The 25,066-nt window shown below is 64.4% G+C and carries 22 protein-coding genes, 1 pseudogene and 1 CRISPR repeat array (1 of these 24 only partly in view); of the genes and pseudogenes, 3 read left to right on the top strand and 20 right to left on the bottom strand.

Annotation, left to right across the window (positions count from 1 at the left end; genetic code table 11):
* Window positions 1–1,666: direct repeats of the CRISPR family, unit length 29 nt; unit sequence GGGCCTATCCCCGCGAGCGCGGGGGAATC; it reaches 2,267 nt to the left of the window's first position.
* Window positions 1,667–1,730: 64 nt separating this feature from the next.
* Genes cas2e through ABC977_RS07060 form a run of 9 tightly spaced genes read right to left on the bottom strand, consistent with a single transcriptional unit; the run spans window position 1,731 to window position 10,310 of the window.
* On the bottom strand, window positions 1,731–1,961 hold the full coding sequence (gene cas2e, locus ABC977_RS07100) for a type I-E CRISPR-associated endoribonuclease Cas2e (RefSeq protein ID WP_369666594.1): 231 nt from the start codon (window positions 1,959–1,961) through the stop codon (window positions 1,731–1,733).
* Window positions 1,962–1,998: 37 nt separating this feature from the next.
* Complete coding sequence (gene cas1e / locus ABC977_RS07095; RefSeq protein WP_369666550.1) at window positions 1,999–2,853, bottom strand: type I-E CRISPR-associated endonuclease Cas1e; 855 nt, start codon at window positions 2,851–2,853, stop codon at window positions 1,999–2,001.
* Between the two features lie 29 nt (window positions 2,854–2,882).
* Window positions 2,883–3,602, bottom strand: a complete 720-nt coding sequence (cas6e, locus tag ABC977_RS07090) for a type I-E CRISPR-associated protein Cas6/Cse3/CasE (RefSeq protein ID WP_369666549.1) — start codon at window positions 3,600–3,602, stop codon at window positions 2,883–2,885.
* On the bottom strand, window positions 3,599–4,315 hold the full coding sequence (cas5e, locus tag ABC977_RS07085) for a type I-E CRISPR-associated protein Cas5/CasD (protein WP_369666548.1): 717 nt from the start codon (window positions 4,313–4,315) through the stop codon (window positions 3,599–3,601). Before cas5e ends, cas6e begins: the two co-directional genes overlap by 4 nt.
* Window position 4,316: 1 nt before the next feature.
* On the bottom strand, window positions 4,317–5,516 hold the full coding sequence (gene cas7e, locus ABC977_RS07080) for a type I-E CRISPR-associated protein Cas7/Cse4/CasC (RefSeq protein WP_369666547.1): 1,200 nt from the start codon (window positions 5,514–5,516) through the stop codon (window positions 4,317–4,319).
* A 21-nt stretch (window positions 5,517–5,537) separates the two neighbouring features.
* Entirely contained in the window at window positions 5,538–6,110 is a 573-nt protein-coding gene (casB, locus tag ABC977_RS07075) for a type I-E CRISPR-associated protein Cse2/CasB (protein WP_369666546.1), read from the bottom strand.
* A complete protein-coding gene (gene casA / locus ABC977_RS07070; protein WP_369666545.1) occupies window positions 6,097–7,689 on the bottom strand; it encodes a type I-E CRISPR-associated protein Cse1/CasA in 1,593 nt (530 codons plus the stop codon). The genes casB and casA overlap by 14 nt, the downstream gene beginning before the upstream one ends.
* Before the next feature lie 17 nt (window positions 7,690–7,706).
* Window positions 7,707–8,555 (bottom strand): hypothetical protein, encoded by an 849-nt coding sequence (locus tag ABC977_RS07065; protein ID WP_439849174.1) that lies wholly within the window; start codon window positions 8,553–8,555, stop codon window positions 7,707–7,709.
* Between the two features lie 42 nt (window positions 8,556–8,597).
* Window positions 8,598–10,310, bottom strand: a complete 1,713-nt coding sequence (locus tag ABC977_RS07060; protein ID WP_369666543.1) for a CRISPR-associated endonuclease Cas3'' — start codon at window positions 10,308–10,310, stop codon at window positions 8,598–8,600.
* 268 nt (window positions 10,311–10,578) lie between these two features.
* Between ABC977_RS07060 and ABC977_RS07055 the strand changes: the two genes are divergently transcribed.
* Window positions 10,579–10,866 (top strand): hypothetical protein, encoded by a 288-nt coding sequence (locus ABC977_RS07055; RefSeq protein ID WP_369666542.1) that lies wholly within the window; start codon window positions 10,579–10,581, stop codon window positions 10,864–10,866.
* 266 nt (window positions 10,867–11,132) lie between these two features.
* On the opposite strand, the pseudogene ABC977_RS07050 reads toward ABC977_RS07055, so the two are convergent.
* A pseudogene (locus tag ABC977_RS07050) lies at window positions 11,133–11,282 on the bottom strand (IS3 family transposase); the annotation flags it as partial.
* A 426-nt stretch (window positions 11,283–11,708) separates the two neighbouring features.
* On the opposite strand from ABC977_RS07050, the gene arsD reads away from it, so the two are divergent.
* A complete protein-coding gene (arsD, locus tag ABC977_RS07045) occupies window positions 11,709–12,059 on the top strand; it encodes an arsenite efflux transporter metallochaperone ArsD (RefSeq protein WP_369666541.1) in 351 nt (116 codons plus the stop codon).
* An 87-nt stretch (window positions 12,060–12,146) separates the two neighbouring features.
* Window positions 12,147–13,859, top strand: a complete 1,713-nt coding sequence (gene arsA, locus ABC977_RS07040; protein ID WP_369666540.1) for an arsenical pump-driving ATPase — start codon at window positions 12,147–12,149, stop codon at window positions 13,857–13,859.
* Between the two features lie 202 nt (window positions 13,860–14,061).
* Here the strand turns inward: arsA and ABC977_RS07035 are convergent, their stop codons facing one another.
* The 10 genes from ABC977_RS07035 to ABC977_RS06990 all read right to left on the bottom strand — a co-directional run bounded on the left by ABC977_RS07035 (window position 14,062) and on the right by ABC977_RS06990 (window position 24,848).
* Window positions 14,062–15,798, bottom strand: a complete 1,737-nt coding sequence (locus tag ABC977_RS07035) for an N-acetylmuramoyl-L-alanine amidase (protein ID WP_369666539.1) — start codon at window positions 15,796–15,798, stop codon at window positions 14,062–14,064.
* A gap of 198 nt (window positions 15,799–15,996) precedes the next feature.
* Entirely contained in the window at window positions 15,997–16,311 is a 315-nt protein-coding gene (locus ABC977_RS07030; protein WP_439849172.1) for a type II toxin-antitoxin system RelE family toxin, read from the bottom strand.
* Between the two features lie 42 nt (window positions 16,312–16,353).
* Complete coding sequence (locus tag ABC977_RS07025) at window positions 16,354–16,938, bottom strand: Uma2 family endonuclease (RefSeq protein WP_369666593.1); 585 nt, start codon at window positions 16,936–16,938, stop codon at window positions 16,354–16,356.
* A 388-nt stretch (window positions 16,939–17,326) separates the two neighbouring features.
* On the bottom strand, window positions 17,327–18,409 hold the full coding sequence (locus tag ABC977_RS07020; RefSeq protein WP_369666538.1) for a Fic family protein: 1,083 nt from the start codon (window positions 18,407–18,409) through the stop codon (window positions 17,327–17,329).
* A 297-nt stretch (window positions 18,410–18,706) separates the two neighbouring features.
* Window positions 18,707–19,720, bottom strand: a complete 1,014-nt coding sequence (locus ABC977_RS07015) for a type II toxin-antitoxin system VapC family toxin (RefSeq protein WP_369666537.1) — start codon at window positions 19,718–19,720, stop codon at window positions 18,707–18,709.
* A complete protein-coding gene (locus ABC977_RS07010; protein WP_369666536.1) occupies window positions 19,717–20,094 on the bottom strand; it encodes a hypothetical protein in 378 nt (125 codons plus the stop codon). The genes ABC977_RS07015 and ABC977_RS07010 overlap by 4 nt, the downstream gene beginning before the upstream one ends.
* Window positions 20,095–20,138: 44 nt before the next feature.
* Window positions 20,139–20,639, bottom strand: coding sequence for a hypothetical protein (locus ABC977_RS07005; protein WP_369666535.1), 501 nt, complete (start codon window positions 20,637–20,639; stop codon window positions 20,139–20,141).
* A gap of 240 nt (window positions 20,640–20,879) precedes the next feature.
* A complete protein-coding gene (locus tag ABC977_RS07000; protein ID WP_369666534.1) occupies window positions 20,880–21,479 on the bottom strand; it encodes a DUF502 domain-containing protein in 600 nt (199 codons plus the stop codon).
* A gap of 133 nt (window positions 21,480–21,612) precedes the next feature.
* Window positions 21,613–22,419: a hypothetical protein gene (locus ABC977_RS06995; RefSeq protein WP_369666533.1), complete on the bottom strand. Its 807-nt coding sequence runs from the start codon at window positions 22,417–22,419 to the stop codon at window positions 21,613–21,615.
* Entirely contained in the window at window positions 22,416–24,848 is a 2,433-nt protein-coding gene (locus tag ABC977_RS06990; protein WP_369666532.1) for a Lon protease family protein, read from the bottom strand. The genes ABC977_RS06995 and ABC977_RS06990 overlap by 4 nt, the downstream gene beginning before the upstream one ends.
* Window positions 24,849–25,066: the final 218 nt, after the last annotated feature.

The following is a 25,066-nucleotide window of genomic DNA, read 5'->3' as shown; positions in this document are numbered from 1 at the left end:
CCGCGAGCGCGGGGGAATCATTGCGCGTCTGCCTGAGGGGCCGGAGATTCAGGGCCTATCCCCGCGAGCGCGGGGGAATCTCTTGCTTGTTGTTGGCTCGCTTGAGCCGACTGGGCCTATCCCCGCGAGCGCGGGGGAATCGGGTGGGCAAGGGCAAGAGGTGAGGGCGCCGTGGGCCTATCCCCGCGAGCGCGGGGGAATCGCTCGGATGCTATCACGACTTATCTCCAGTTGGGGCCTATCCCCGCGAGCGCGGGGGAATCGCACCGTGCTACGAAGTGCCGTCTACATTGGCGGGCCTATCCCCGCGAGCGCGGGGGAATCGGCTCGAACGCGCCCGGCAGGACAATCGTGCTGGGCCTATCCCCGCGAGCGCGGGGGAATCGTGAGCAATATGCCCCGCCAGCGCCTGCCCGAGGGCCTATCCCCGCGAGCGCGGGGGAATCAGCCGCTCTTGATATTTCGCGGCCTTAGCTTGGGGCCTATCCCCGCGAGCGCGGGGGAATCGTCACGGAATCGATCAGCATCCCGTACCTGAAGGGCCTATCCCCGCGAGCGCGGGGGAATCCAGTATCTGGCCGTGGTATGTGGCCACGCCCCGGGCCTATCCCCGCGAGCGCGGGGGAATCGGCATCGCGCATCCGGCGAGCGGTGTCCCATTGGGCCTATCCCCGCGAGCGCGGGGGAATCGCCGAAGGGCGAATCTGGGTGCCGACCAATGTGGGCCTATCCCCGCGAGCGCGGGGGAATCGAGCGCCTGATCCGGGTCGACGGTCGGCCAGAGGGCCTATCCCCGCGAGCGCGGGGGAATCACAGCAAGGACTTCTTCATCGGCCTGTCCGGGGGGCCTATCCCCGCGAGCGCGGGGGAATCCAGTATCTGGCTGTGGCACATGGCGGCGCCCCGGGCCTATCCCCGCGAGCGCGGGGGAATCAGATCGGCAGTCGGGCCGACGTAGCAGGTCGGCGGCCTATCCCCGCGAGCGCGGGGGAATCTGGTCGCCGGATCTCGACCCGCCACGGAGACGGGGCCTATCCCCGCGAGCGCGGGGGAATCGTCTCGGACGAGGCCGGGGATGGTGAGATCAAAGGCCTATCCCCGCGAGCGCGGGGGAATCACCATGAGCCGAACATGAAGACCATCACCATCGGGCCTATCCCCGCGAGCGCGGGGGAATCGTAGGGCATGTCGGGCATGTCGCGCGCCCAGGGGGCCTATCCCCGCGAGCGCGGGGGAATCGTCATCCCATAAACCTGTAACCCGCGACCAGAGGGCCTATCCCCGCGAGCGCGGGGGAATCACGTCCGAGCCGAGACGCCGTGTTGTACAATAGGGCCTATCCCCGCGAGCGCGGGGGAATCCTGGATGCGCAGATCGAGATATTGCGGCGTCAGGGCCTATCCCCGCGAGCGCGGGGGAATCCCTGGTAGGGCTCGCGTTCGAAGATCTGGACCAGGCCTATCCCCGCGAGCGCGGGGGAATCCCCATGGGTCTGCGTTTGGGACGGTTTGCGCGGGGCCTATCCCCGCGAGCGCGGGGGAATCTCCGGACCGTAGGCCGAGGTGATCACGCCGGGGGGCCTATCCCCGCGAGCGCGGGGGAATCAGCACAAACGCCTGATCCACCCAAGCGCTTTCGGGCCTATCCCCGCGAGCGCGGGGGAATCTCTCGCAGTTAAAACATTGCTATAACAGCGTAAATCAGGAGAGCGATCAGTTTTTAAAGAGCGTCTACAAGGGCTTCCGCACCAACCATAAGCCGTCCACATCTAGGAGCTCTCTTGGAGGTGTTCCCAACGTAGCGATACCGATTCCACCGGTTTCGTTCACATCCTTCCATACCATCACTACGCTCCCTTGTGGCTCCGCTGTATGCCAACTCGTCAGGACAGCCCATGTGCGCGAGCGGACACCGGGATTCATACGTGGCGAGATGTAGACAGTTGGCGCCACCTCCAGCATGAGCGATCCAAGGTATCCCCGATATCGGTTTGCCACATCACGGGTTACGATCATGACCAGAGGCATTGATCTCCTCCATGCGGATAACTTGTTTGATCCGGTCGATCATGGCTGGAATCACCCCCTGTTGGCGGAACACGGTTGCCGCTTCACGCCTGACCAAGCGATCGACCGACTGACTGTCAGTCTCGGCCTTCTTGGCGACCGTGAACGCGATCTGCAAGGTGATGTTGTCCCGAAACAGATCGGCGATATCGAGGATGAAAGACTGACCTGAATCTTCATGAATGAACCCGAGTTGCGGGATCGCCGCGACCGCCTGTACCGCGATCGCAGCAGCGGCTTGCACTGCGGTTGCCGCATGATTGATCGCTTGATTTGGGATATCCGCGGCGTTCGGATTGGCGCGATCGTAACGCCGTCCCTTCCATTCGATGCCGTAGCGCTGCGCCATCAGCTGATAGGTTGCCTTGACGCGGGAGCCTTCGATCCCGCGCAGGGTATCGAGATCGCGGTGGGGCAGCACTTCCCCGAGACGCAGGGCGTACATATGACGGGCAACGCTGATGCGACGACGTGGATTCCCCCAAAGCTCGGCCTGACGGCGCGCGATGTCGGAGCGATCCGGCAGCAACGGCGGTGCGGTATAGCAGCGCACGCCGTCCTCTCCGACGGCCGCCATCAGGGTGCCATGTCGAGCCAGCAACCGCAGGGCGTCGTGGGTGACGGTGCTGCCAGGTCCGAGGAGGATCATCGAGACCGTCTGGTGCGGGATCTGCACCGAGTAGGGCGTCAGCGAGTCTTTTCCGGCGAAGAAGTGCAGACAGCCGTCGATGACGCACAACTCGCCGCGCTCGAACCAGATCAGCCCATGCCGATCGGCATGTGGCATCCGCGAGGTTTCGAGACCGAGCCGCCCTTTCAGCATGGGCGCGCCGGCTTTAGCAACAGCATCCCGAAGCCGAAGGCGCGGTGTCGGCCGATTCCGCGCGTCAGCAGGCGGGTAAAGGCTTGCCCATCGCCAACACGCAATTGCCCCTTGAACACGGCGTCAGGGCCAGACGGCGTGCGCACCTTGCGCTGCCCTGCTTCATCGACCCCGGCCCGTCGGATCACGCGACTGAGCCGAAAGGCGTCCATACCGACCTGAAGCATCTGCGCCGCATCCTGCTCGGCGAACTGCTTGCGCAGCCACTCGGCGTAGATCGGTTCGCGGCTGATTGGCTGTTCAGGGGACGATTCCGCTTCGATGGCGTGCAGAAAGGCATCACGCTCGCGCCCGTCCTTTGCACGGAGGACGGGACGTACCCGGACCTCGAAATTCAAAGTTTGACCGGTGGTCCAGGCTGTCGGAAACGGCCGAACCGCGAGGGTGTCCAACCCAAGTGCCCGGGCCACGTCGGGGGTCGCCAGAGCCGCGTTGTCATGCAGCAACGCCGGAGGATGGTCCGAGTAGGCCAAGAGACCTTGTCGCGCGCCAAGATAGCGAAACGGCTTAGGGGACCGCTCGCCGAAGGCCGCCGTGAGCAGGGCATGCAAGGCGTATCCATTTTCGCCGTCTGGCGACAACAGACGATGGCGGGTCGCCCAGATCGACAGCGCTTCGGGATCCGGCGAACAATGCAGCAAGAAAAGGCTCATGCCGACTCCTCCTCGGCCCGAATCCGGCCTTCCCGAATCGGTCGCCAGCCACCGTGGACGCCACTGGTCCAGTTGCGCTCGTCGCAGAGGTCGAGTGCCCGGTCGCCCGGCAGCGTCCCCTCGCCATCCGGCCATTGCAGCCGCGCCCCCTCTGGCGAATCGTTCGGCAAGGGCACGGAGCGCAGGACATGCGAAACGCTCTCGCCTTCGTGCCAACCGGCGAATAGCCGGCGGCTCGGCAGGCATGGCTTGCGACCGATGAAGAGCGGGCGGGCGGGGTGATCGAGGGCCGCAATCAAATCATCCAGTGTCGGGGGCTCGTCGGTCGGTTCCAGACGCAGGGCCACGAGCATGGAGAGGTCGGCGTGGTAGTCGCGAAACCGGCGATGCGGACTCTCGTAGGTACCTGCCCCGCCAGCCCGTTCCTCGGGTTTACCCTTGGTCGTCCAGCCCTTGTCGTCCTTCGACAATCGGGCGTTCTGGTTATCTTGCAGACGTGTTCCGGGCCGCTCCAGGCGCGCGCCCAAGACAAGCCGTTCCTGCAATCGATCATGTTTCCCGGTTTCCTCGCGTCGCCAACCCAGCGCGTTGGCCAGCAGGCCGGTGATCATCGACAGCGCCGGAAAGTCGCGGATAATGCCGAAGTTGTCGATGGTTTCCCGACCGAACGCCATCAGCGGCGCCTCGAGCCGCAGGAGGAGATGGCGAGGCATGTCAACACGCCCCTGTCATGATCGTGTCAGCGGCCCAAGTGGCGAGTGCGCTGAGGTCGAGGCGTTGCGCGTTGGGGATCTCGACCGGGTCGAGCGCCATCACACGGCGTGTCAGGGTCGCACCATAGGCCTCGTCCATCTTGGCGATTTCGCCGCTCAGGCACGCCACGGCGCGCTCGCGCATCGGTCTGCCGTCCTTCGATGACAGCGGCAAGGCATCATGAAAGGCTCCCGCCAAACTGCGCGGCTGCCAATCGCCCACCTCGACCAGCGCGAGCTTCGCCCAGTCGAAAGGAGCTGTCGAACCGCGTTTGGCGCCGGGACTGACAGTGGCGATCAGGTGCAACAGGTGCTCGACGACCTTGCCCGCCAACTCGCGCTTCTCGGGCGGCGTCGTGGCAGAAAAGCAGTCCTTGGCCTCGATACCCTCCAGGTTCTCGACCAGTTGGCGGACATCGACCACGACGTAGCCATAGTAGAGTCCCGAGGCGAGCTCGGTGTCGAAGATGCCCGCCGAGCCGATCTCTCCGCTTTCCTCGAGGAGATCATCGACGACGGTGAAATAGTCGTTCTCCACCTGCGCCTCATGTACGGTAAAGGCGTGGGCCACGTAGACCGCCGCGTCGCGGCTGGCGAGGACATCGGAGGTGACCATCCGGCCGAACAGGGCGGACTCCAGGCCACTGCCATGTTTCAGGGCCTCGATATTCTTCTTCTCATCCTTGAGCATCTTGGCCACAGCGCCACGTAACGCGGTGTCGTCGCTATTGGCTTGCGCCGCCTCGATACAGCGGCCGACCAGATAATCGATCTCGGCCCTCCCCATCAAGACGGCCTGCCCGGTCTTCAGTGCCTCATTACCCTTCATCTCCTTCCCGGCTCGGTCGACCAACCCGCCATTACGCAACGCCTCCACCGCCGCTTGGGCCAGAGTTTCCGCAACACCGCCCTCGACGATCCGCTTACGAATCAGCTCCAGCGTCCCCCGCGAGCGGATCGCCATCGGCACTGCCAGCTGTGACAATGCGAACCGGTCATCGGCGATCCGCCAGTGCCGCTTCAGGCATTGCGAAGAGATCCGTGTGCGCATGGCGTTACCTAGCGGCAGGCGCTTGGCAAGCCCGGCATCGTCGCGATTGATCAACGCGGCGGGGTAGGAGTGCAGGGTGTGGATCTGGATGAAACGAGGTTGCGTTGTCATGGCGTTACATTTCCTTGTGAATCAGGCAGCTTTATTATTCGAGTGGGCGAGCGCCGAAAAATAGCGCCCGGCGATTCGCATGCGGATGGCTTCGGCCTTCTCCTCATCCCGGCCTTCAGCCAGGATCAATCCACCGAGCTCGTGCCAGTTCGGAGCAACCTCCTTGGACGCGAGCAGGCGCAGAAGGCGCGGCAGGAGTTGGCGGAAGGCATCCCCGCGGGAGGTAAGGAGCTTGGTCACCCGCGACTCCGAGACCTCGGCGGCGCAGAGTTGATAACCCAGAAAACCGCTGGCGTGTCCCGCTAGCGCCATACCGTGGGCGATCAAAGCCCAGCGGCGCCAGGTTTCCGGTGGCCAACCTTCGGGCTCGAGACCGGCGTGGATGAGCGCCCGCGCCAGCGCCGCGATCTGATGGGGGCGGATCTCGCCGTCCGGGTCCAGACGAGCCAACGCCGCCTTCTCGCCCTTACCCAAGCCGTAGAGATCGCCGTTGAAGCGAGCGGCCTGACCGATGAGGTGGGCAAGCTTGGCGATCGGCGAGCTGTCTCGCTCCGTACTCGCGTGTGCTGGGAGTTCTATCTCAGAGCTGGACATGCGGTGCCTCCTTCGAATCCTTTTGTGCTTTGTAGTGGTGGGCCAGGGTTGGTAGGGTCTTGTCGCTGCGCAGACCACCGTGCAATCGGCTGAGGGCGGCGGCACGGGCGCGATAGCGCCGCTCACCGCTGCGCGGCCCTGACTCGAAGGCATCGATCAGGATGGCCTCGGCGCGCTTGGCCATGTCCAGATACCAGCGCAGGCGCACATCCTCGGGCTGTGCCGCTTCGACCTCCTCGTTCAGCCCGAGCGGACCGTCGAAGAACCGCGAATCCTCGAAGCGCTCAAACGGTTTAGCGAAGAGATTGGCCATGTCTTTGGCGCTGTCACCGAACTTGTCTTTGGATGAACCGTTCTCGAACAGGGTTGCCAAGGCCGTCCATAGAACGCCCCGGACCTTGCCGATGTCCGATACCCGCTCCTCGGCAATCTTGGCGAGCACATCGGTCTTCTTCTGGATCATGAAGGCGCGAACCTTCGGTGAGATGGGAATCCTCCGTTCATGGTAGCCCTCGGTCTTGCCTTGGCCGCGCGTCACCCCGCGAGCCAGCATGACAATCCCTTGAGCGCCATCCTCCGCGATCAATGCTTGTGCAATCGGGGAGCGGAATTTCTGACCGAACAACAACTCGGACGAGAGCTTGTAGTCGAACCCCTTAGCGGTAATGGTGAGTGCCTTGCCTGCTCCGATATCGATCGGCATCCAGGGGTCTCCAGTCACACCATTTCGGCTCTTGGCCTCGATGCGTGGTGCCTTGCTACCCGTCGCCAGCGCCGAGATCCCCGCTGGGGACTCGACAAGACGAATCCGCCGGCAAATCTCGATATAGAAGGGATCGAGGATGGTGAAGGCGAGGCTGTCGATCCCATTCCATGGCCGCAACCAGACCAGGCCAAGGCCGCCCTGCTCGCAGAGTTCCATGTCGCGCACGATCTCCGCTCGAGAATCGAGCAGACGGCGGATATCGCGTGCCCAGCGGCGCCCCCAGCCACCTCTTGGGACCGCCCCGAGCGCCGGACGACTCGCAAATCCGCCATTCATCCGCGAGATGCCGTAGTTCCCCGCGCCAAGAAACCCCTCCTGGGTTTGCAGGCTGATCAAGGCCAGCAGCCAATCCTCTGGCGCGCATCGCTGCATGCGGGCGACCTTGAGGTCGTGGTTCTTCGACGTGACGAGCATGTCCAACTCGTCCGGGGCCGTAAGTGCGTTCTTCCATGCCTTCAGGGTTCCCTCTGGAACCGGTGGTTGCATCAGCGCGGGACGTTCCGGAGGGCTGACGAGACACCAAGCTGCCCCATCCGGATCATCCGGGGTCAAGGCCAACAGCGCGGCTTTCCAGGCGGCTTCGTCCGCGAAGGGCGCGGTTTGACCTGCTTCATGCAGGGCCATCGCCGCGAGCTGCACCAGAAAGGCATGCCAGGGGTGGCGTTGATGCGGTCGCAAGGCCGGAAAGTCGCGAATTCGATCGTCTGCCAAGGCGACGAAAAGCGCCGGCAGGCTCAGGTGAACCCGTGAGCCATCTTCCGTCAGGCGGGCGCCGATCAGGGGTTCGTCGAGGAGGGAATAACGCAGCGTCATCGCGGGCTCCTTGAGGACTAGCCGTCGATCTTTTCCAATCCCAGACGGCTGTAGCGAAAGAGGGCGGACTCCAGCCTGAATAGGACCACGTCGTTCTGGACATCCACCGCCGTCGGCTGGGCGTCCGGATCGATCGCCTTGGGCACTAGGAAATGGCGCACGGGGAGCTGCTCGAGCGGTTGGCCGAATGGCCCAGCCGGTGCCGGATCGAAGGTCAAGAGACGATCGCGGATACCCAGGCGAGTGGCGATGTCGAGATCGGTCGGAAAGCCTTGTTGAGCATCGAATGCCTTGTCGATTTCCAGGCCGTGGAGATGGGCGATCGTGCGCTTGGCGCCGGTCTGTCCCTCGATCTTCTGCCCGAGCTGCTTCCAGCCCTCGCCCAGCGATTCCATGTCCTGCAACCGGTCGGGATGCGTCGCACCCTCGACCAATGCCCGGTTGTCCTCGGGGATCCTGATGCTCGGACGCTCTAGGATCAGGCGGCGCGTGGCCTCGACAGTGCGCAGATCCGGGTAGATGCCATCGCCATCGCGAAACGGCCCCAGGCCATGCCGGGCAGTTTGCAGCAGCGGGGACAGGTCATGATCCGGCGGTGTCAGGATCCAGGCTTGGGGTGAGCGGTACGCCTCGGGGCGCTGTCCTTGCGGGCGCGGATGACGATGCAGGCGCCCGATCCGCTGCAGCAACACGTCCATCGGGCAGAGATCGGTGATGAGCAGATCGGCATCCAGGTCCAGGCTCTGTTCCAGCGTCTGGGTGCCGACGACGATCCGGGGGCCGGGCGGGCGGTCCTTGCCGAGCTGCGCTTGGATCGCGGCGTCCAGCAACGGGCGGTCTTGGCGGCTGAAACGGCTGTGATGCAGGGTCCTGACGCCGTTGACATCGAACAGCAGGTCGGGAACCTGTTATTCCAGGGATTGGAAGACGGCGACCGCCGACGGAACGGTGTTGCGCACGATGAGCACCTTGGCGCCGACCGATGCGGCATCGATCGCCAGGCCAGCGATGGCCTCTGGATCATCGATGAGATCGCGCAGGGACCAGGTGACCGACTTGGGACGCATCGTCGACCCAATGGCGCGCATGGCAAGTCCGTCAGACAGTGCGGGATAGGGCGCGTCGCACGCCGTTTGGTAAGTCGAGGGCGCCAACGGATGACCGTGGTCGATCGCGAGATAGCGCGCTCTCGCGCTGGAACCGAGGGTCGCGGACAGCAGGAGCGCATGGCCGCCGCACCCCAGGTGCGCTTGCAGCAGACGCTCCAAGAGTACCGTCATGTAGGGATCGGAGGCATGGACCTCGTCCACGACCACCAGGCTGCGTGCGAGAAGGGCGTGGCGGAGGTGGGCATGACGCACTTGCAATGCGCCGAACAGCGCCTGATCGATGGTACCAACAGCGATCGGGGCAGCGAGAAAGCGCTTAGGCGATTCAGCCGCCCATCGACGGTGGGCTTCCGCGTCCGCCGGATCATCTGACCACAGCACCTTGAAATCCGGCAGGGCCTTGAGCTCCTGGCCATCGGCGCTGGCATAGCCCGGTAGGGCACGCACGGTCACCGGCGGATCCGTTGGCCAGAGTCGTGCGACCGCCGCCAGAATCCGCTCGTACACCTGACTGGCCGAGACGCGCGTCGGCAGCGCGAAAAAGAGACTGTCGACCGCACCGCGCTCGAAGAGATGAACGAAACGCCAGAGCGCTGCCTCGGTCTTGCCGCTGCCCGTCTCGGACTCCAGGACGACCAAGGACCCCAGATCCGCACCATCCATCGCCGCCTGGATGGGATAAGGCGGATTGCCGAAGATCTGAGCGAAGCTTGGTGAAAGCGTCTCCAGGGCCGTGCGCGAGCTGTCGGCATCCAGGCCCAACGACATGACCGCGCGATCCGCATAGTCGACAGAGGTCTTAGCGCGATCTTCGCCAAGTGCGGAAAACGGGAAAAACGCCGTATCCGAGCCGAGCCAGTCCGCCAGTTGCACCAACCCGGCGAACAGATGACCGAAGGCCGGCGCGTCTGGCAGCGGATCACCGCCCGACGTGAAGGCGTCTGGATATAGTTCGACAGCGCGCAGCCCAATCTCGGCAAGCACGGGAGCTGGATCGTAGAGCGTTTGCCCCTCCGGACCTACGACTGGCTTCCAGATCGCGCGCTTCCAGTCTCCTACGCGTTCGATGATCGGACGGCCATGATGGCTGATGCTCGCCTTGAGCAGTGGCTCGACGGCCTCGCCCCAGGTGCAAATGGCCTCGACCGGCAATAGGGCAACCAGAGGCTGAAGAAAGCCATCATCGGCGAAGAGTTTGGTCGCTTCAACACCATGCCCGGCATGGCTCGGCCAACCCGGTGGGATGGATCCCTGGAGCCATCGCTTGGCCTGGAATCCACAGTTGGCCTTTCCGAAATCGTGCAGGAAGACCAGCACGGCGAGACGTGCCAGGTCTTTCGGGCTCAGTTCGCGGCCAGCCGCGCGCTCCATCGCGCGGCGGATCGACCGACAGCCCGCCAATCGGCAAAAACAAGCGGCTACATCAATAAGGTGATCGACGAGCGGATGCCATGCGACGACGATACCGTACTCGTCACGGTCCAGTTTCCCGAACGCCGGCAGGCCAGCCATGCACATCATCTCCCTATCCGTTGCACCAAGCCCGAAACCTGCGACGCGATCAGGTGGGCCAGCTCCGTTGGAGTCGCTGGTCTAAGACCTGCGTTCCGGCCGCGCCGCTTCGCGCGAATCCGGCTTCAATCGTCGCCGAGATGGCATGTGATCGCAAGGGTTTTGAGCAATCAAGTGGTTCTCTTTACGCCGCCTTCACCGCCTGAACCGGGGTCCTAATCTGACACCGCTCGACCTCGCGGAGGAAGCCGGCGTCGAGATCCCGCTCTTGGGCTACGTCGCCGCCGGTCGCTACAATCGCACGACTGGCGCCTTGCAGCACCCGATCGATGCGGTCGGTCCGGCCGCCGGCGCCGCCCGCCCCTTGAGCCCTGCCCGGAGGGATGTCGTCATGCGCTTCGTTGATCGTCTGACCCTGGCCCTGACGTTGGTCCTCATCGATACCCTGGTCTTGGTCATCCCGCTCGCGGCCCTGCTCATCGCGTACGTCCTGCTCGCGCGGCCCGCCTGGTTCCGGGACTGGGTGGATCGGCTCTATCGGGATGGGCCGCCGTAGCCAACAGCGTTGACCGCTCGATGTCGGGTCGAGCCCAGCACAGGTCTTCTTGGTAAGTCGCTGCAACGTGATCGATTCGGGATCCTTGTGCAGCCGGACCCACAAGGCGCCATCTTCCTGGTCAAGAACGAACCCATTCCTGCGTTCCGTCACAAGACCTTGTTGCAAAGGTTATCGTACCTTCGTCGATCTCAGATTGACGATTCCGCACACGGCAACATCCCACGAAAGCACATTAGCAAGAGCGGCAGGTCGGCATGGAAGGCCCGGCCTTCCTCGCGGGTTTGGTAGCGGCGCCAGTGGATCCGCTCGGACTTCAAGGAACCGAAGAAGCCCTCCAGCACCGCTTTATCCCAGCAATCTCCCTTGCGGCTCATGCTGCCGGCGATGCCGTGGGCTTTTAGCAGCTTGCGAAAGGCCCCTTGGCCCGCGAGACGATCGCCCGGCTTCGCGCACCGGGGGTGCGAGGCCAATCCGGGCCTTCGCGGATCGGGACCGCGCGTCCGGATGCCCCAGCACAAGGGGCCGACGGCGCATCGGCGGGAGGATCACAGTGAGCCGCAGGAACGCGAGATCGCCGCCGCGCGCGACCTCCATCCGTTACCGGGTTGCCGGGCATCATGCATCACCAGGCGCCGCGCACGGTCGTTCCAGGCGTGGGGCCGTTCGACCAGCCAGCGTTTGGCGAGCACCACGAAGCCCTGCGGATCGGCGTGGACGGTGAAAGGTGCGACCGTCCATCATGCGCTTCACCGTCGGAGCGGCCTAGACATGCGGTTGATCATATATATGAAACGGCGTATTCTCGTTACCTGTTGTCATCCACGACGAGGGATTCACCCATGACCGAGATCACCGTGTTCGATCCACCCCAGTGCTGCGCCAGTGGCGTTTGCGGACCCAGTGTGGACCCCAAGCTCTCCAAACTGGCGGGCGACCTGGCCTGGCTGCGTCATTCCGGGGTGACCGTGACCCGCTATAACCTGGCCCAGCAACCGGGGGCCTTCGTAGAGAACGCCACGATACAGGCCATTCTGGAGAAGGGGGGTGAAGACGCCCTGCCGGTGTTCCTGGTGGACGGACAGGTGAAGAGCCAGGGCGTGTACCCGGATCGGGAACAACTGGCCCAGTGGACGGGGCTGGAGGCCGAATGCAGAAAGAGCATCGGTCTGGCCAGTACCTGCTGCGGCTGAATCAAGGCCCCGTCGCCGTCGCCCCAACCCTCTCTCGCCGACGGGAGAGGGGCCCAAGCGGACATGAATCCGCATCGAGGTACCTTCATGAATCTTCTTCGCACCCCGACCCGACATCTTTTCTTCACCGGCAAGGGCGGCGTGGGCAAGACCTCGCTGGCCTGCGCCAGTGCGCTGGCTCTCGCGGAACAGGGCAAAAAAGTCCTGCTCATCTCCACCGATCCGGCCTCCAACGTCGATGAGGTGTTTGAGAGTCCCCTTTCCGACGCGCCGACCCCCATCCCGGAGGTTCCCGGCCTCGAGGCCCTGAACATCGATCCGGAGAAAGCTGCGGCCGCCTATCGCGAACGGGTGGTGGGTCCTTACCGGGGCAAGCTCCCGGAGGCCGTGGTGAACAGCATGGAAGAACAGCTCTCGGGTGCCTGCACCATGGAGATTGCCGCATTCGATGTCTTCGCCGCGCTCTTGGGCGACGCGGAATCCACCCGGGGCTTCGATCATCTGATCTTCGATACCGCACCCACGGGGCATACCCTGCGCCTCCTGTCCCTGCCCAGTGCCTGGACAGGATATATCGAAACCAATACCTCCGGCACTTCCTGTCTGGGACCCCTGGAGGGGTTGACCAGCCAGAAGGCGATCTACGCCCGGGCCGTGGACAGCCTGGGCGATGGCGAGCGCACCACACTCATTCTCGTAAGCCGTCCCGAGGCGGCGGCCCTCAGAGAAGCGGCTCGTTCCAGTGGGGAGCTGCGGGAGTTGGGCGTGGCCAATCAGCTCCTGGTGGTGAATGGCCTGTTCCAGGCACGGGATCCGAACGATCCGGTGGCCCTTGCACTGGAGGCGCGGGGGCGCCGGGCACTGGCGCACATGCCCGACCTGCTGCGGGATTTGCCCCGCACCGAACGCCCGCTGCGGGGGCGCCCACCCATGGGCCTGGAAGGCCTGCGCCTCCTGCTGGCCGAGAACGAGCCACCATCCGTGCCCTGTGAATCGGTTGGGCCTCCCGAGGGTGAGGCCTTCGACACTCTGGTCGACTCCCTGGAGTCCGGCGGTCGCGGGGTCATCATGACCATGGGCAAGGGTGGCGTGGGCAAGACCACCCTGGCAGCTCGCATCGCAGTGACCCTGGCCCGGCGCGGCCACAAGGTCCATCTGACCACCACGGACCCGGCGGCCCATGTGGAGGCCGCAGTGGGCGAGATCCCCGCGGGCATGACCGTTGGCCGGGTGGACCCGGTGCTGGAGACTCGGCGTTACCGGGAAGAGGTCATGGCCTCGGCGGGCAAGGATTTGGACGAGGAGGGCCGCCGGTTGTTGCAGGAGGATCTGCGTTCTCCCTGCACCGAAGAAATCGCCGTCTTCCAGGCCTTTGCCAAGACCGTCGATCAGGCCCGGGACCGGTTCGTGGTCCTTGACACGGCGCCCACCGGTCACACCATCCTTCTGCTGGATGCCGCGCAGGCCTACCATCGCGAGTTGGGGCGCCAGAGTCAGGGTGTGCCGGAGGCGGTGGAGCTGTTGCTGCCCCGGTTGCGGGACCCGGCCTTCACCCATGTGCTGATCTGTAGCCTGCCCGAAGCCACGCCTGTGCACGAAGCGGCGGCCCTGCAGGCGGATCTGCGTCGGGCCGGTATCGAGCCCGCCGCTTGGATCGTCAATCAGGCACTGAGCCCATTGAAGGTAAGCGATCCCATCCTGCGAGCGCGTCAGGCCGCCGAGGGTCGATGGATCCGGGAAATCCTGGAGCAGCATCACCGACGGCTCGTCGTGGAGCCCTGGAGCGAGACCCACGACTGATCACGCAGAGCCACTGGCCCTGCTGCGGACAGGAGGTTGCAGGCGTCTGCCGTGCATTCAACCGCCGCAGGTTCGAAAAGAGATCCGATGAGACACCCCTGACTTCGGTCGGGGTGATCACCGTCCGTGCCAGCGCGGCCGGAAAGACCTGTTCGGGAGACAGGCGACTGCCGATCGGGTTGTCGCTGTCACGCCGACTGCCCTATCCGGGCACGGATGTGGGGGTCAGTGCCGCGAGATAGTTTCGGGCATGGCCGGTAATCTTTTCGCCGTTCTTGTGCTTGTCGCCGTTGACGATGGAACGGGCGTTGAAGAAGTCCGGTGGTGCATCCGGGCGGATATAATCGAGGAGCTTCTTGCCCGTGAAGCTGCCATCGCGCATACCTTGGACCAGGATCTTGGCCGCCATGCTCGGATCGGAGGCGACCAGATCCGGATCGGCGACGATATCCACGCCCAGCCGGCGCGCCCACAGGGTGTAGTTGCGCCGTCCGGTGATCTGTACATAACCCCGCCCCCGAAAGCGCAACCCGTCGCCTGGCCGGGTGTTGCCGAGGTCAGCGCGGCCTTCGTAGCTCCTTTGTGCCGTCGTGGGTCCCCAGAGCTCCCGCATCCACCTACCGCAGCCCGATTCGTGCTCCGAGGTGGCCAGCACATAGGCGACATGCGCCGGCATGCTGACGCCGCTGGAAAGGCACTCGGCAAGGATCACCGGGACGGATTCGATGGCAAAACGTCGGAACGCGGGTTGTGCCGCATCGACGAGCAGGTCCAGGTCGACCCCCGTGGGTGTGAGATCGGACGGGGGCGCGGTAACACTGACCGGCGCTCGTCCGACCTCGTCGCCGGCGATCATCGGCACCAGCACTACCTCGCCAACCCGGAGCCGGCGGGCCTCCTCGGCCGTGAAGGGCTGGCCGTTCTCGCGCGTCAATTGTGTCCAGCGGCCCCCGTTTCCCAGATGGATCGCCGCGATGCGACTCAGGGTGTCACCCCGACGCACCACCACCGGGCGGACGCTCGCGGGCGCCGACTTGCTGCCGCGCGCGGGCTTGATGCCAACCTTCAGCGTATTGGTGCCGGCATCGTATTCGGTCGACAGGTCGAGCTCTTCCGCCACCTCTTTGACCGCGAGATAGCCCTTGTCGACCACCAACGCAACGGCCTGGTCCTCCGGCGCACCCTCGTCGACGCCGAGGCCATCCTCCAGGAAGTGGATGCGAAGATAGATGGGCGTGAGTCCGCGGCCGACGTCGAGCACCGCATGACTCGCATTCGCATAGGGCACCTTGACGCCCAGGTCCGCGACGAGGCTCTTGACCGGCACCATCGGTTCCTCGTTGATCACCAGCGCGTCGGCGATCGGCTTGCCCTGCACGGTGACGGCGAGGATGGCACCAGGCGTCTCGTCGATCCCGGCCGAGCCTTCCTTGCAGGTCAGCACCAGACTGCGGAAGCGGTTGCCCACTGCCTTCGCGTTCAGGCTCGGCTCCCAGGGCAGCAGGCCAGGGTCCCACCGGCCGCTTTGGGCGATCCCGAGGATAGACTGCACCTCGAAATGACCGAGCACGGTCTTTGGCGTGACCTCGATCCCGTAGTGATTGCACAGTTCGGCGGCCAGCTCCGCCATGCGGTGCCATTGTGCCGCGGTCATCGGGAAGCGGCCGGGATTGGTGCGGGTGGCCCCGGCCATGCAGCATACCGAGAGCCCGATGGACCTGGTATTGCATCGGCGTGTGTGGGCAGCGTAGTGGCCGTCGGCGGTGGAATCGTTGTCGGCAATGCTGTGCAGGCCGCGGATGACCTTGCCATCACCCTCGATGAGAAAATGATAGTGCTTGCGCTCGAGAGCAGAGGCGTTATAGGCGCCGGCGGTCCAGTGGCAGATGATGCGCTGGGGCTGGGCAGTAGGCAGATCGGACGCGGCGAGATGGGTCATGAGCGTGTCTCCCAGCAGATGGTGGACAGGCGAATAACCAACGGGCACCGGTGGCCATCACAGCGGGGCACTACCGCGGCGCAAACCAATCATAGCCCTGAGCGGCCGAATGCCCAACAACAGGACCCCGCCGCGATCGCTACCGCGTCGAACCTCGTCGACGACCAGCGATGGAAGCATAACCGGATCCCTGTTGCGCTAAGGTTTGCGATCGATTTGGCGCCGATGTCCTAACGTCACCACGAGAATGATCAGCTCGTTGTCGCGCAGCTCACACAGGATCCGATAGTCCCCGACGCGATAAGGCCAAAGGCCCTTCGTGTCCCCGACGAGCGGCTTGCCGCGACGGCGGGGATCGTCAAGGGCGGGGATCGTCAAGGGCGGCAATCTCGCCTTCGAGAGGATCAAGGATGGCGGCCTGCCGCTGCTCGAGCTCCTTTTCCATCTCTGGGTCAAGTTCCGTCTCTGGGTCAAGTCTTGCGGCGAGCATGGTGGTCGGCTCTTCGGTGACATGTCTGACAAATATAACGGCGGTCCTTCAAGTCGGTGCCTCCCCTATTCAGGTCCCGACAGCTCCACCTTGTCGTAGACCTCGGCCAGCGACAGCTCGGCCTCGATGACGCGCAGCGGGATGGATTCCGACGGATCCTGGTAGCTGCTCAGACTCCAGGTCCCGTCCGGCTGACGGAGGAACAGCTCCGCCTGCATCCGATATTGCGACAGCAGCAGGTAGGCTTGCAGGCTTTGGAGGTGTCGATAGTGTCGGAACTTGTCGCCGCGGTCGTAGGCCTCGGTGGAGTCCGACAGGACCTCGACGATCAGGGTCGGATTGGTGACCAGATCGCGCCGTCCGTCGTGGAACTGGCGCTCGCCGCAGATCACCATCAGGTCCGGGTAGGTGCCGACGTCAGCCGGGACGATATGGACCTTCATGTCGCTCGGGTAGACCCGGCAGGGTCGACCCTTGAGCTGGTTGCGCAGCTCTGCGCCGACATTGAGCACGATCAGGTTGTGTTCCTCGGTGCCGCCGGCCATCGCAAAGACCTCGCCGGCAACGTATTCGCTGCGTTGGTCGGTGGCAGTCCGCTCCATGGCGAGCCAGTCGTCGAAGGAGAGACGCGGTTGGGGCGCGGCGGGCATCATGGCCTCCGGTGGATCGTTGCAACGGATGCGGCTGAGTCGATTATAGCCCCGGCGTCGCGTGTCTTGGCCGCGGGTCAGGGCCATGCCATTACCCATGAGTCGGATGGGCAGCGTAGCGCGATGGCCATGATGGGTTTCGGCCGCGGCCTGGCGGGCGAGATTGGCGTTGCGGCACGGGCCTGTTCGAGGCGACGACCCTCTGCCCCTCCTGTAGGAGCCCCCTTGGGGGCGAATGGCGTTGCGGCTGAAGCCGCACCTACAGCGCACCTACAGCGCACCGGCAGCGCTCTTCACCGCTGAGTGGGCATCCGATTGCTCTGTCGATCCTGCCGACTCATGGGTAAGGGTACGGGTTATTACCCCCTTCTTTACCCTCATTCGAGGGTCATTGATTACCCTCATTTCCGCCTGGTCCCTGCGACCACTTGGCCCCGGCACCGCGGCCGGAGCAGCTTACGACGCCTTGCTCCTGCTGCTCCCGAAGGACGTGGCGCACCATGTCACGGCTGACCCCGGGGCAGATCTGCTCCAGCTCGCTGATCTTGAAGGCGTGGCCTGGCCTGGCCAGGAGCTGCTCGATGCCGTCGATCACCATTTGACGCTTCTCGCCGCGAGGGGCCTTGAGCACCCCGACCCGGTCGACGAAGTCGCGGTAGGCCTCCTTCATGATCGAGAGGACATAGTTGATGTAGGGCCAGGGATCGTGTGCCCCTTCATGCCAGCTCCGGGAGCTTTGCTCCAAGGTCTCGTAATACCGGTCTTTATTCTCTTCGACCAGACGCTCCAGGCTGACGTAGCGTCCGACTTCGTAACCAAGCTGATAGCCCTGCAACAGCCACAGCAGGCGGGAGACGCGACCGTTGCCGTCGCGGAATGGGTGAATACAGAGGAAATCGAGATTGAATGCGGCCAGCGCGATCGGCGGCGGCACCCAGCGCTCTTCCAGGCACAGGTGCCAGTCGCGGATCAGCGTATCCATGGCCACGGGTGTCTCCGCCGCCGAGACGGTACGGAATCGCACTCGCTCGGAGCCATCCGGGTAGCGCTCGATGATGTCACCGTCCTTCGACTTGTACTGCCCCGCATCCCAGATCTGGCCGCGGGTCAGGGCGTGCAGCCGGCAGATGGTCTCGTTGGTGACCGGGAGATCTGGCGCCTGCTTGTGGATCAGGGCGAGGGCGTCGCGGTAGCCCCGCACCTCCTCTTCGTCCCGGTCGCGGAGCAGCGGACGCGGGGCCACCAGGATCTCGCGAACCCGCTTCGGGTCGATCGTGACTCCTTCGATTCGGTTCGATGAGATGGCGCTCTCGATGATCGCCGACTCACGCAGGGCCTTCAGGCGCTGGGGTGACTGCTGAGTATAGAGCGCCTGTTTGCCGCGCAGCTCGCCCAGATCGCTCAGGTACCAGGCGGTGCTCGCCCCGATACCGAGTCGATCGAGTGGAAACAGGCGAAGTGTCGTGATCATGAGCATGGCCACCGATGCTCGACGCATCGCTCGATGCGCATGGAGCCTATTCCGTGCGTCGCCCGGTTACTGTCGATCGCGCAAGGTACGCTGGTCAGCGTGCTGTGCAACGGCAGGCAAGGTTCTCGGCCGGATGCTCGGCCGCCGTGGTCGTGGCTGGACCGTCGGCCCAGGCCACTCCCGCTCGGTTCTCAGCAGGTCCGCAGCGATGGTTTGCAGGTCGTTATGGATGCGAGCGGCATGCGCCTTACGCACGCGATGCAGTTCTTCGACAATGGCGTCAGTCGACACGGCGGCTCATCCCGAGCGCTCCTGATCAGCTCGCTGCTCCTCACAGGGTCGATGGCCGAACCGGATTCCTTGGTACGGCGATTTCACCTGGCGGTGCGTTGTGGGTGGATCGATGAAGCGCGCGCCCTGTGCCTGGTGCTCCATCTCGCGCTGCTTGATATCGGCGTAGATTGCATCGAGATCGAAATGGAAAGCGGCGGCGTGTGCTTCGCGGATCGCGCGGACTTCGTCGAGAATGTCGTCATTCATTATCGTTCGTTCCTCACCGCACCTTACGGCGGCGGGACGGATGCCGTAGGTGATGTCGGCCTTCAGATCTTCGCCCGAATCAGTGGGATCAATGGGTGGCATTCGGCTGGGAAGCATCGCGATCCTGGCTGTTCGTCGGGTCGGTTTGCGATGGCCTTGGTGGCGGGGCGATTTTCGGCCCCGGCCATTCCGCTTCGACTCGGCGCAAATCCGCCACAATGGCATCGAGATCGAAATTGAAACGCGCGGCATGCTCTTCGCGGATGCGATGCAGCTCGTCAACAATGGGGTCACCACATTTTCGCCTCCAAGCAGTTCTTCCGGGGTACAAATCAGCGGCGGTTGGTAGCCGTACATCTCGTAAATGCTTTCGATCAGATGTCGCTTCTTGGCATTCGCGATGTGCCTGCAATTCCAAGTGAGCAGATAGTCCATGCCATGCACGGCCGCAACGGCAATGTGCAATGCATCCTCCTTGGCTTTTTCCGTTAGGGCGGCGCGCCTGACGAGTTGTCGAGCGATGTCAGATGCCGTGTCGTCGATGATCAGGGATTGCAACCCATCGATCAATTCGAGACGTCGTTTGGCCGCGTCGGCATCTCCAGTCTTGGCCTCTGCAATGACCAGGGCCGAGATCGACAGTTCCCACTCATGGCGCATCGACCACCATTCATGGCTGATTTGTTGATGCGCGGCGACGATCAGATCCCGACTCGGGCGCGCGGCCAGATAGCTGATGACCGATGTCTCGATGTAGACGCGGGATGTCATGCGGCGGTGTCCTCACGATGCTCCTTCTCGAAAAACGCCCAGGCGATCCGGTAGTCCTGCTCGCGATCGGGGCGGATGAAGGAGGGCTGGTAGGTGATGGTGCGCTGCACCGGGCCGCCGGGCAAGGTGTCGTCGGGGAAGGTCTTGGTGAGGGTGCTGCCGGCGGGCAGGTCGCGCACGTCTTCCCAGCCGAGGGCCATAGATGCGGCTGAAGCCGCACCTACGCCCGGGGGGTGGATGGCATAGCGGATGCCGGCCTTCAGGTCGCTCTTGCGTGCCTTGCGCGGCAGGCCGACGCCGATCAGGCCCTTGCTGGGGGTGAAGACGATGCGGCCGGTCTGGTCGTACCAGGTGTCGGCCTCGTATTGGCGCATCACCGGGAATTGGACGCGGTAGATGGTGAGCAGCTCCTCCAGGGTCAGGCCGAGGGCTTGGGCGACCAGGACGTCGATCTCGAGCAGGGCCTGGCGGCGGGCGTAGTCGGTGCGTAGGGCGCAGTTACGCTGCCATTCGGGCGTGAGGTTGGCGAAGAAGTCGGGTGGAGGTGCGGCTTTAGCCGCATCCGCTGCGCTTTCTCCGCCGGCACGCGCTGATAGGCGGCGCTCTGCATCGCGGCCTGGTGCGCCCGATGCATCTGTTGGTCGTTGGCGACCGTGCGCAGGCGCTGGCTTTCCAGATAGAGCAACGCCTGGCCGAAGTAGGGACTCTCGTCTTGGAACAATTGGGTGCTCGCCGGGTCATGCACGGCGATGTCGTCTTCGAGGCGGTCGAGAAAGATCGCGGAGGTGCCGCGCACCAGCTCGGACAGGCCGTCACAGGACAGCGCGTGTCCGCCGTCGTCGCACAGATCGATGCGGCGGACGATCCAGTCCTCGTCGCGGATGGTGACACGCGCGCCGGGGGCAATGTTCTTGGCCATGGAAGTCCTGTTGAGTTCTGCCATGCGAGCGTCACTTCTGCAAACCGATGGGGTTCGTGTGATCCCTGACCCCGGTCGAAGATCGATCGGACATCGTGCGTTTCGGCGGTTCCGTCGTCTGCGTCCATGCCGGCCGCAGGCACCCGTGGGTTCGGAGGGGGCCTTTCCTTCAAACGGCTTGCGGGGAACAGCCGTTACCGATCGCAGGGGGCCGGTATTCGTCGAAGGCCTCGCCGGCGATCATGAACGCCGGCCCTTGCGGGCCGATACCCCGGCGGTCAGCGTGTAGCGCATCGCGTCCTCGAGTGACATGTTCAAAGGTTCCACTTGGTCGCGGGGCAACATCAAAGTATAGCCGCCGATCTGGTAACTCATCGGCAGGTAGACCGCGATGGTGGCCTCGCCACCGAGATTGTCCGGTAGGCCATCGAAGTCCTCCCGCGTGACGAAGCCGATCACGCGGAAATCGGTGCCCGGTACTTTGATGATCACGGCCTCGCCGAAACGCTTGTGGATGTCTCCGGAGAAGAGTTGCGTGACATCCTGGACGACGCCATGCACCGTTTTGACAACCGGAATACGCTGCATCAAGCCTTCGATCCAGTTGAAGATCCCTTGCACCAGATAGGCCCGCAGCAACAAGCCGAGGGCGAAGATCAGCCCGACGCCGGTGAGGAGCCCCAGTCCCGGAAAATACAATGGCTCCGGAAGGATCCATTGTAGAACGGCGCCAAGCAGGCTCTCCATCGTATTGCCGAGCCATAGCAGCAGGACGAAGGTCACGAGGAGCGGCAGGATCGCCGCCAACCCGGTCAGAAAGGTGCGAGTGATGTGATGCACGCCAGGTTCTCTTGATTGGTGGAATGCGGATCGATCAGGGGACGGTCGTCGCGTCGACGAAGCGTGCGAGGATGCCGTTTCTGACCCTATCGGGAAGGGGGCGCCAGAGCCGGAATCGCTGGCCGCGGTTGGCTCAGCGTCCGATCACGACCGGGCAGTCGAGTCGTTCGAGATTCGCCCACAACGACGGCGTCTCGAGCATCGGGTTGGCGGCGTCGACGACCAGCAGGTCGATCTTCGAGGTCGAGACGATGGCCGCCAGCGTCGCCGGATCCAGGTGGTCCGGTGCCAGGATCAGGGTCCGGTCGCGAAGCGGACCCATCTGCGCGAAGGCCTGTTCGCGGAGCGAGGCCGTCGTCGGCGGGTCTCCTGGCGGCAGGATCAGGACCAGATGGTCCGTGTCGCGGCTCGCGATGGTCGCGGCGGTGCCAAGTGCCCGCGTCGCCCCTTCGCTGGCATCGACGAGGACGCCGACCGTGAGTCCCTCCCTCGGACGAGCGGTCGCGCTGACCTTGGACTGCCGGTGCAGCGGCGCGAAGCGGCCGATCCGCCCGAGCGTGAAGAGCTCGGCATCCAATGCCGCACCGAGGATCTCCGCCTCGATATCGCCGCGCCAGGTCCGGAATGACCAGCCCAGACCGAGTTCATTGGCACAGCGCTCCAGGTGCGTGCGCATCTGGCGTGCGGCAGCGCGGAATTCACGTTCCAGGCGATGGCTGTCGAGGCGGCCCTCGCCGCGAGTCGTGGCGCGGAACTCGAGCAGGAAGGGCAGGCCGGCGAGGCGCAGGAGTTCGGAATCCTCGACGAAGATGCCCTCGATCTCGGCGCCCAGCGCGGCGGCGATCCCGGCGGCCAGCGCCAGCCCTTGCAGACTGTTGGGCGAGGCATCGAGCGCAACCGCCACGCGGCGCACCGCGATCGGATTCATCGGCTTGGTCATGGCCGTTCTCCGCTGGGCTCTGCGCGCTTCGCGCGCGCCGATCTCAGTGTGCGCAGACGTTCCGAGTAGCCGGTCAGTTGGGCCTCGACGCGCCCGTTCACGGTCTCCTCTGGATACCGGCCATCCGGATTCCGCGTCCCGGCCGGGACCCCGGTCAGGACCTCGATCCCTTGATCGATGGTCTCGATCGGGTACACGCTGAAGCGGCCCTGGCGCACGGATTCGCGGATATCGGCACGCAACATCAGATGCTTGACGTTGGCGGCCGGGATCAGCACCCCATGTCCATCGATCGGGCCGCGGGCCGCACAGGTATCGAAGAAGCCCTCGATCTTTTCGTTGACGCCGCCGATTGCCTGCACCTCGCCGAGTTGATTGACCGAGCCGGTGACCGCGAGCGATTGGCGGATCGGCAGATCGGCGAGTGCCGAGAGCAGCGCATAGAGCTCAGCGGACGAGGCGCTGTCCCCCTCGATCCCGCCGTAGGACTGCTCGAACACCAGGCTCGCGGATAGCGACAGGGGATGGTCGAGCGCATAGCGGCCCGCGAGGAAACCCTGCAGTATCAGGACACCCTTCGAGTGGATCGGGCCACCGAGCTTGACCTCGCGCTCGATGTCGATGACCTCGCCCTTGCCGAGTCGCACGCGAGCCGTGATGCGCGTGGGATGGCCGAAGGCAAAGCCACCGAGACTCATCACCGCGAGCCCGTTGATCTGGGCGACGCGGGTGCCGGTGGTGTCGATCAAGATGGTTCCGCGGGTCGTCTCCTCGCGCAGCCGTCGGCTGATGCGATCAGCGCGCGCGATCTGGGCACCGATGGCTCGCTGGACGTCGTCGGCGGTCACCTTGGTCCGGCCGGACGAGCCGGCCCAGTAATCGGCCTCACGAATCAGGTCGCCGATCGAACGCATGTGCGCGGACAGGCGCTCCTGGTCATCGACGAGCCGCGCGCCCTGCTCGATGACGCGCGCGACGGCCTCGCGATTGAACGGACGTAGGCCTCCGCGGCGCGTTTCGGCGGCGATGAACCGGGCGAAGTTCAAGTGACTGTCGGGGTCGCGCACGACTCGGTCCTCGAAGTCGACGGCGACCTTGAACAGCTCGCTGAATTCCGGATCCAGTTGGCACAGCAGGTAGTAGATCTGGCGTTCACCGAGCATCACGACCTTGACGTCGAGCGGGATGGGTTCCGGCTCCAGGGACAGGGTGCTGATCAGGCTCGCGATCTGGGCCAGCGACTCGATGCGGATCTCACCGGCTTGCAGCAGGCGTTTGAGGCTTTCCCACGCCAGGGGTTGCATCAGCACCTTGAGCGCGTCGAGGATCAGGTAACCGCCGTTGGCCTGATGCAGGGCGCCGGCACGGATCATCGTGAAGTCGGTTTCCAGCGCACCGAGGTGCGCGCGATGCTCGATGCGGCCGACGAGTTGATGGTGGGCAGGCAGGTCCGCATAGACGACTGGTGCCCCGACATGGCCGTCGTGACCCAGCAGCACGTTGATTCGGTAGCGGTGGTGCCAGGGTGGTCCCTCGCCGTTCGGCGGGGTCCAGACATTCATGATCGATGGCTTGTCCTGGTTCGGCAGAAACTCGCGGAAGTGCTCGACGACATCCTGTTGAACGCGCCGCAAGTAGGCCACGACCTCGGGCAGTTCCTGGTACTTCGCACACAGGGTTTCCACCAGCGGTTCAAGTGCCGAGGCGGCCATCTCGAGATTGAGTTCCTCGATCTGTTCCTCGGATCGCTTCTTCCACAGCGGCATGCGATGCATGACCTTCCGGAGTTCGGCCTGCAGTGCGTTGATATCCGTTTCGATGCGCTCCCGCTCATCCTTTGGCAGGGCATGGAATTCATTTGGCCCGACGGGCTTGCCGTCACGGACCGGGGCCAGCGTGAAGCCGGTCGGGGTATGGAGCAGGATGACGTCCTTTTCCTTGGCCAGTTCGCGGATCTCGCCCATCGCCTGTTCCTGGCGCTCCTCGAATTCCTCTTCGAGGGCCTGGGCGCGCGTGCGATATTCGTCGCTTTCGAACACGCCTTGGATCGCTCGGTGCAGGTCCGCCACCAGTTGATCCATGTCGCGCTTCAACTGCATGCCGTGCCCGGGCGGTAAACGAAGGGCGCGCGGTCGGTGTGCGGCGTCGAAGTTGAAGACGTAACACCAGTCCGGCGGCACCGGTTCCGCCTTCGCCTGCTCTTCGATGGCTTGTCGGATCAGCGCGTACTTGCCGGTCCCAGCCGGGCCGAGCGCGAACAGATTGTAGCCCGGGTGGTCTATGCCGATCCCGAAACGAATCGCCTCCAACGCGTGCTCCTGGCCAAGGAGATCATCGGCCGCCTCGAGCTCGGCGGTGGTCTCGAACGAAAACTGGCTCGGGTCGCAACGCCGATAGAGGTCATCGGGTCGGAGGGGGGCAACGGCCATGATCAGCGGTCGTCGGGGTTGGTCTGCAGTGAGCCAAGACTAACCGGTTTCGGCGCGTCTGTCGCGGTACCGCCACCTGTCGTCACGAGCGTCCTCGCATGGGGTTGGCTCGGCGTAGGTGCTCGGTGTAGGTGCGGCTTCAGCCGCAACCCCCGGTGCAGATGACCCTTGTAGGTGCGGCCTCAGCCGCAACCCCCAGTGTATATGATCGGCGTAGG

Source organism: Thioalkalicoccus limnaeus, assembly GCF_041197575.1.
In the GTDB taxonomy this organism is placed as follows: domain Bacteria; phylum Pseudomonadota; class Gammaproteobacteria; order Chromatiales; family Chromatiaceae; genus Thioalkalicoccus; species Thioalkalicoccus limnaeus.
Note: the sequence above shows the minus strand (reverse complement) of the source record. Positions and strands in the feature narration are given on the sequence as shown.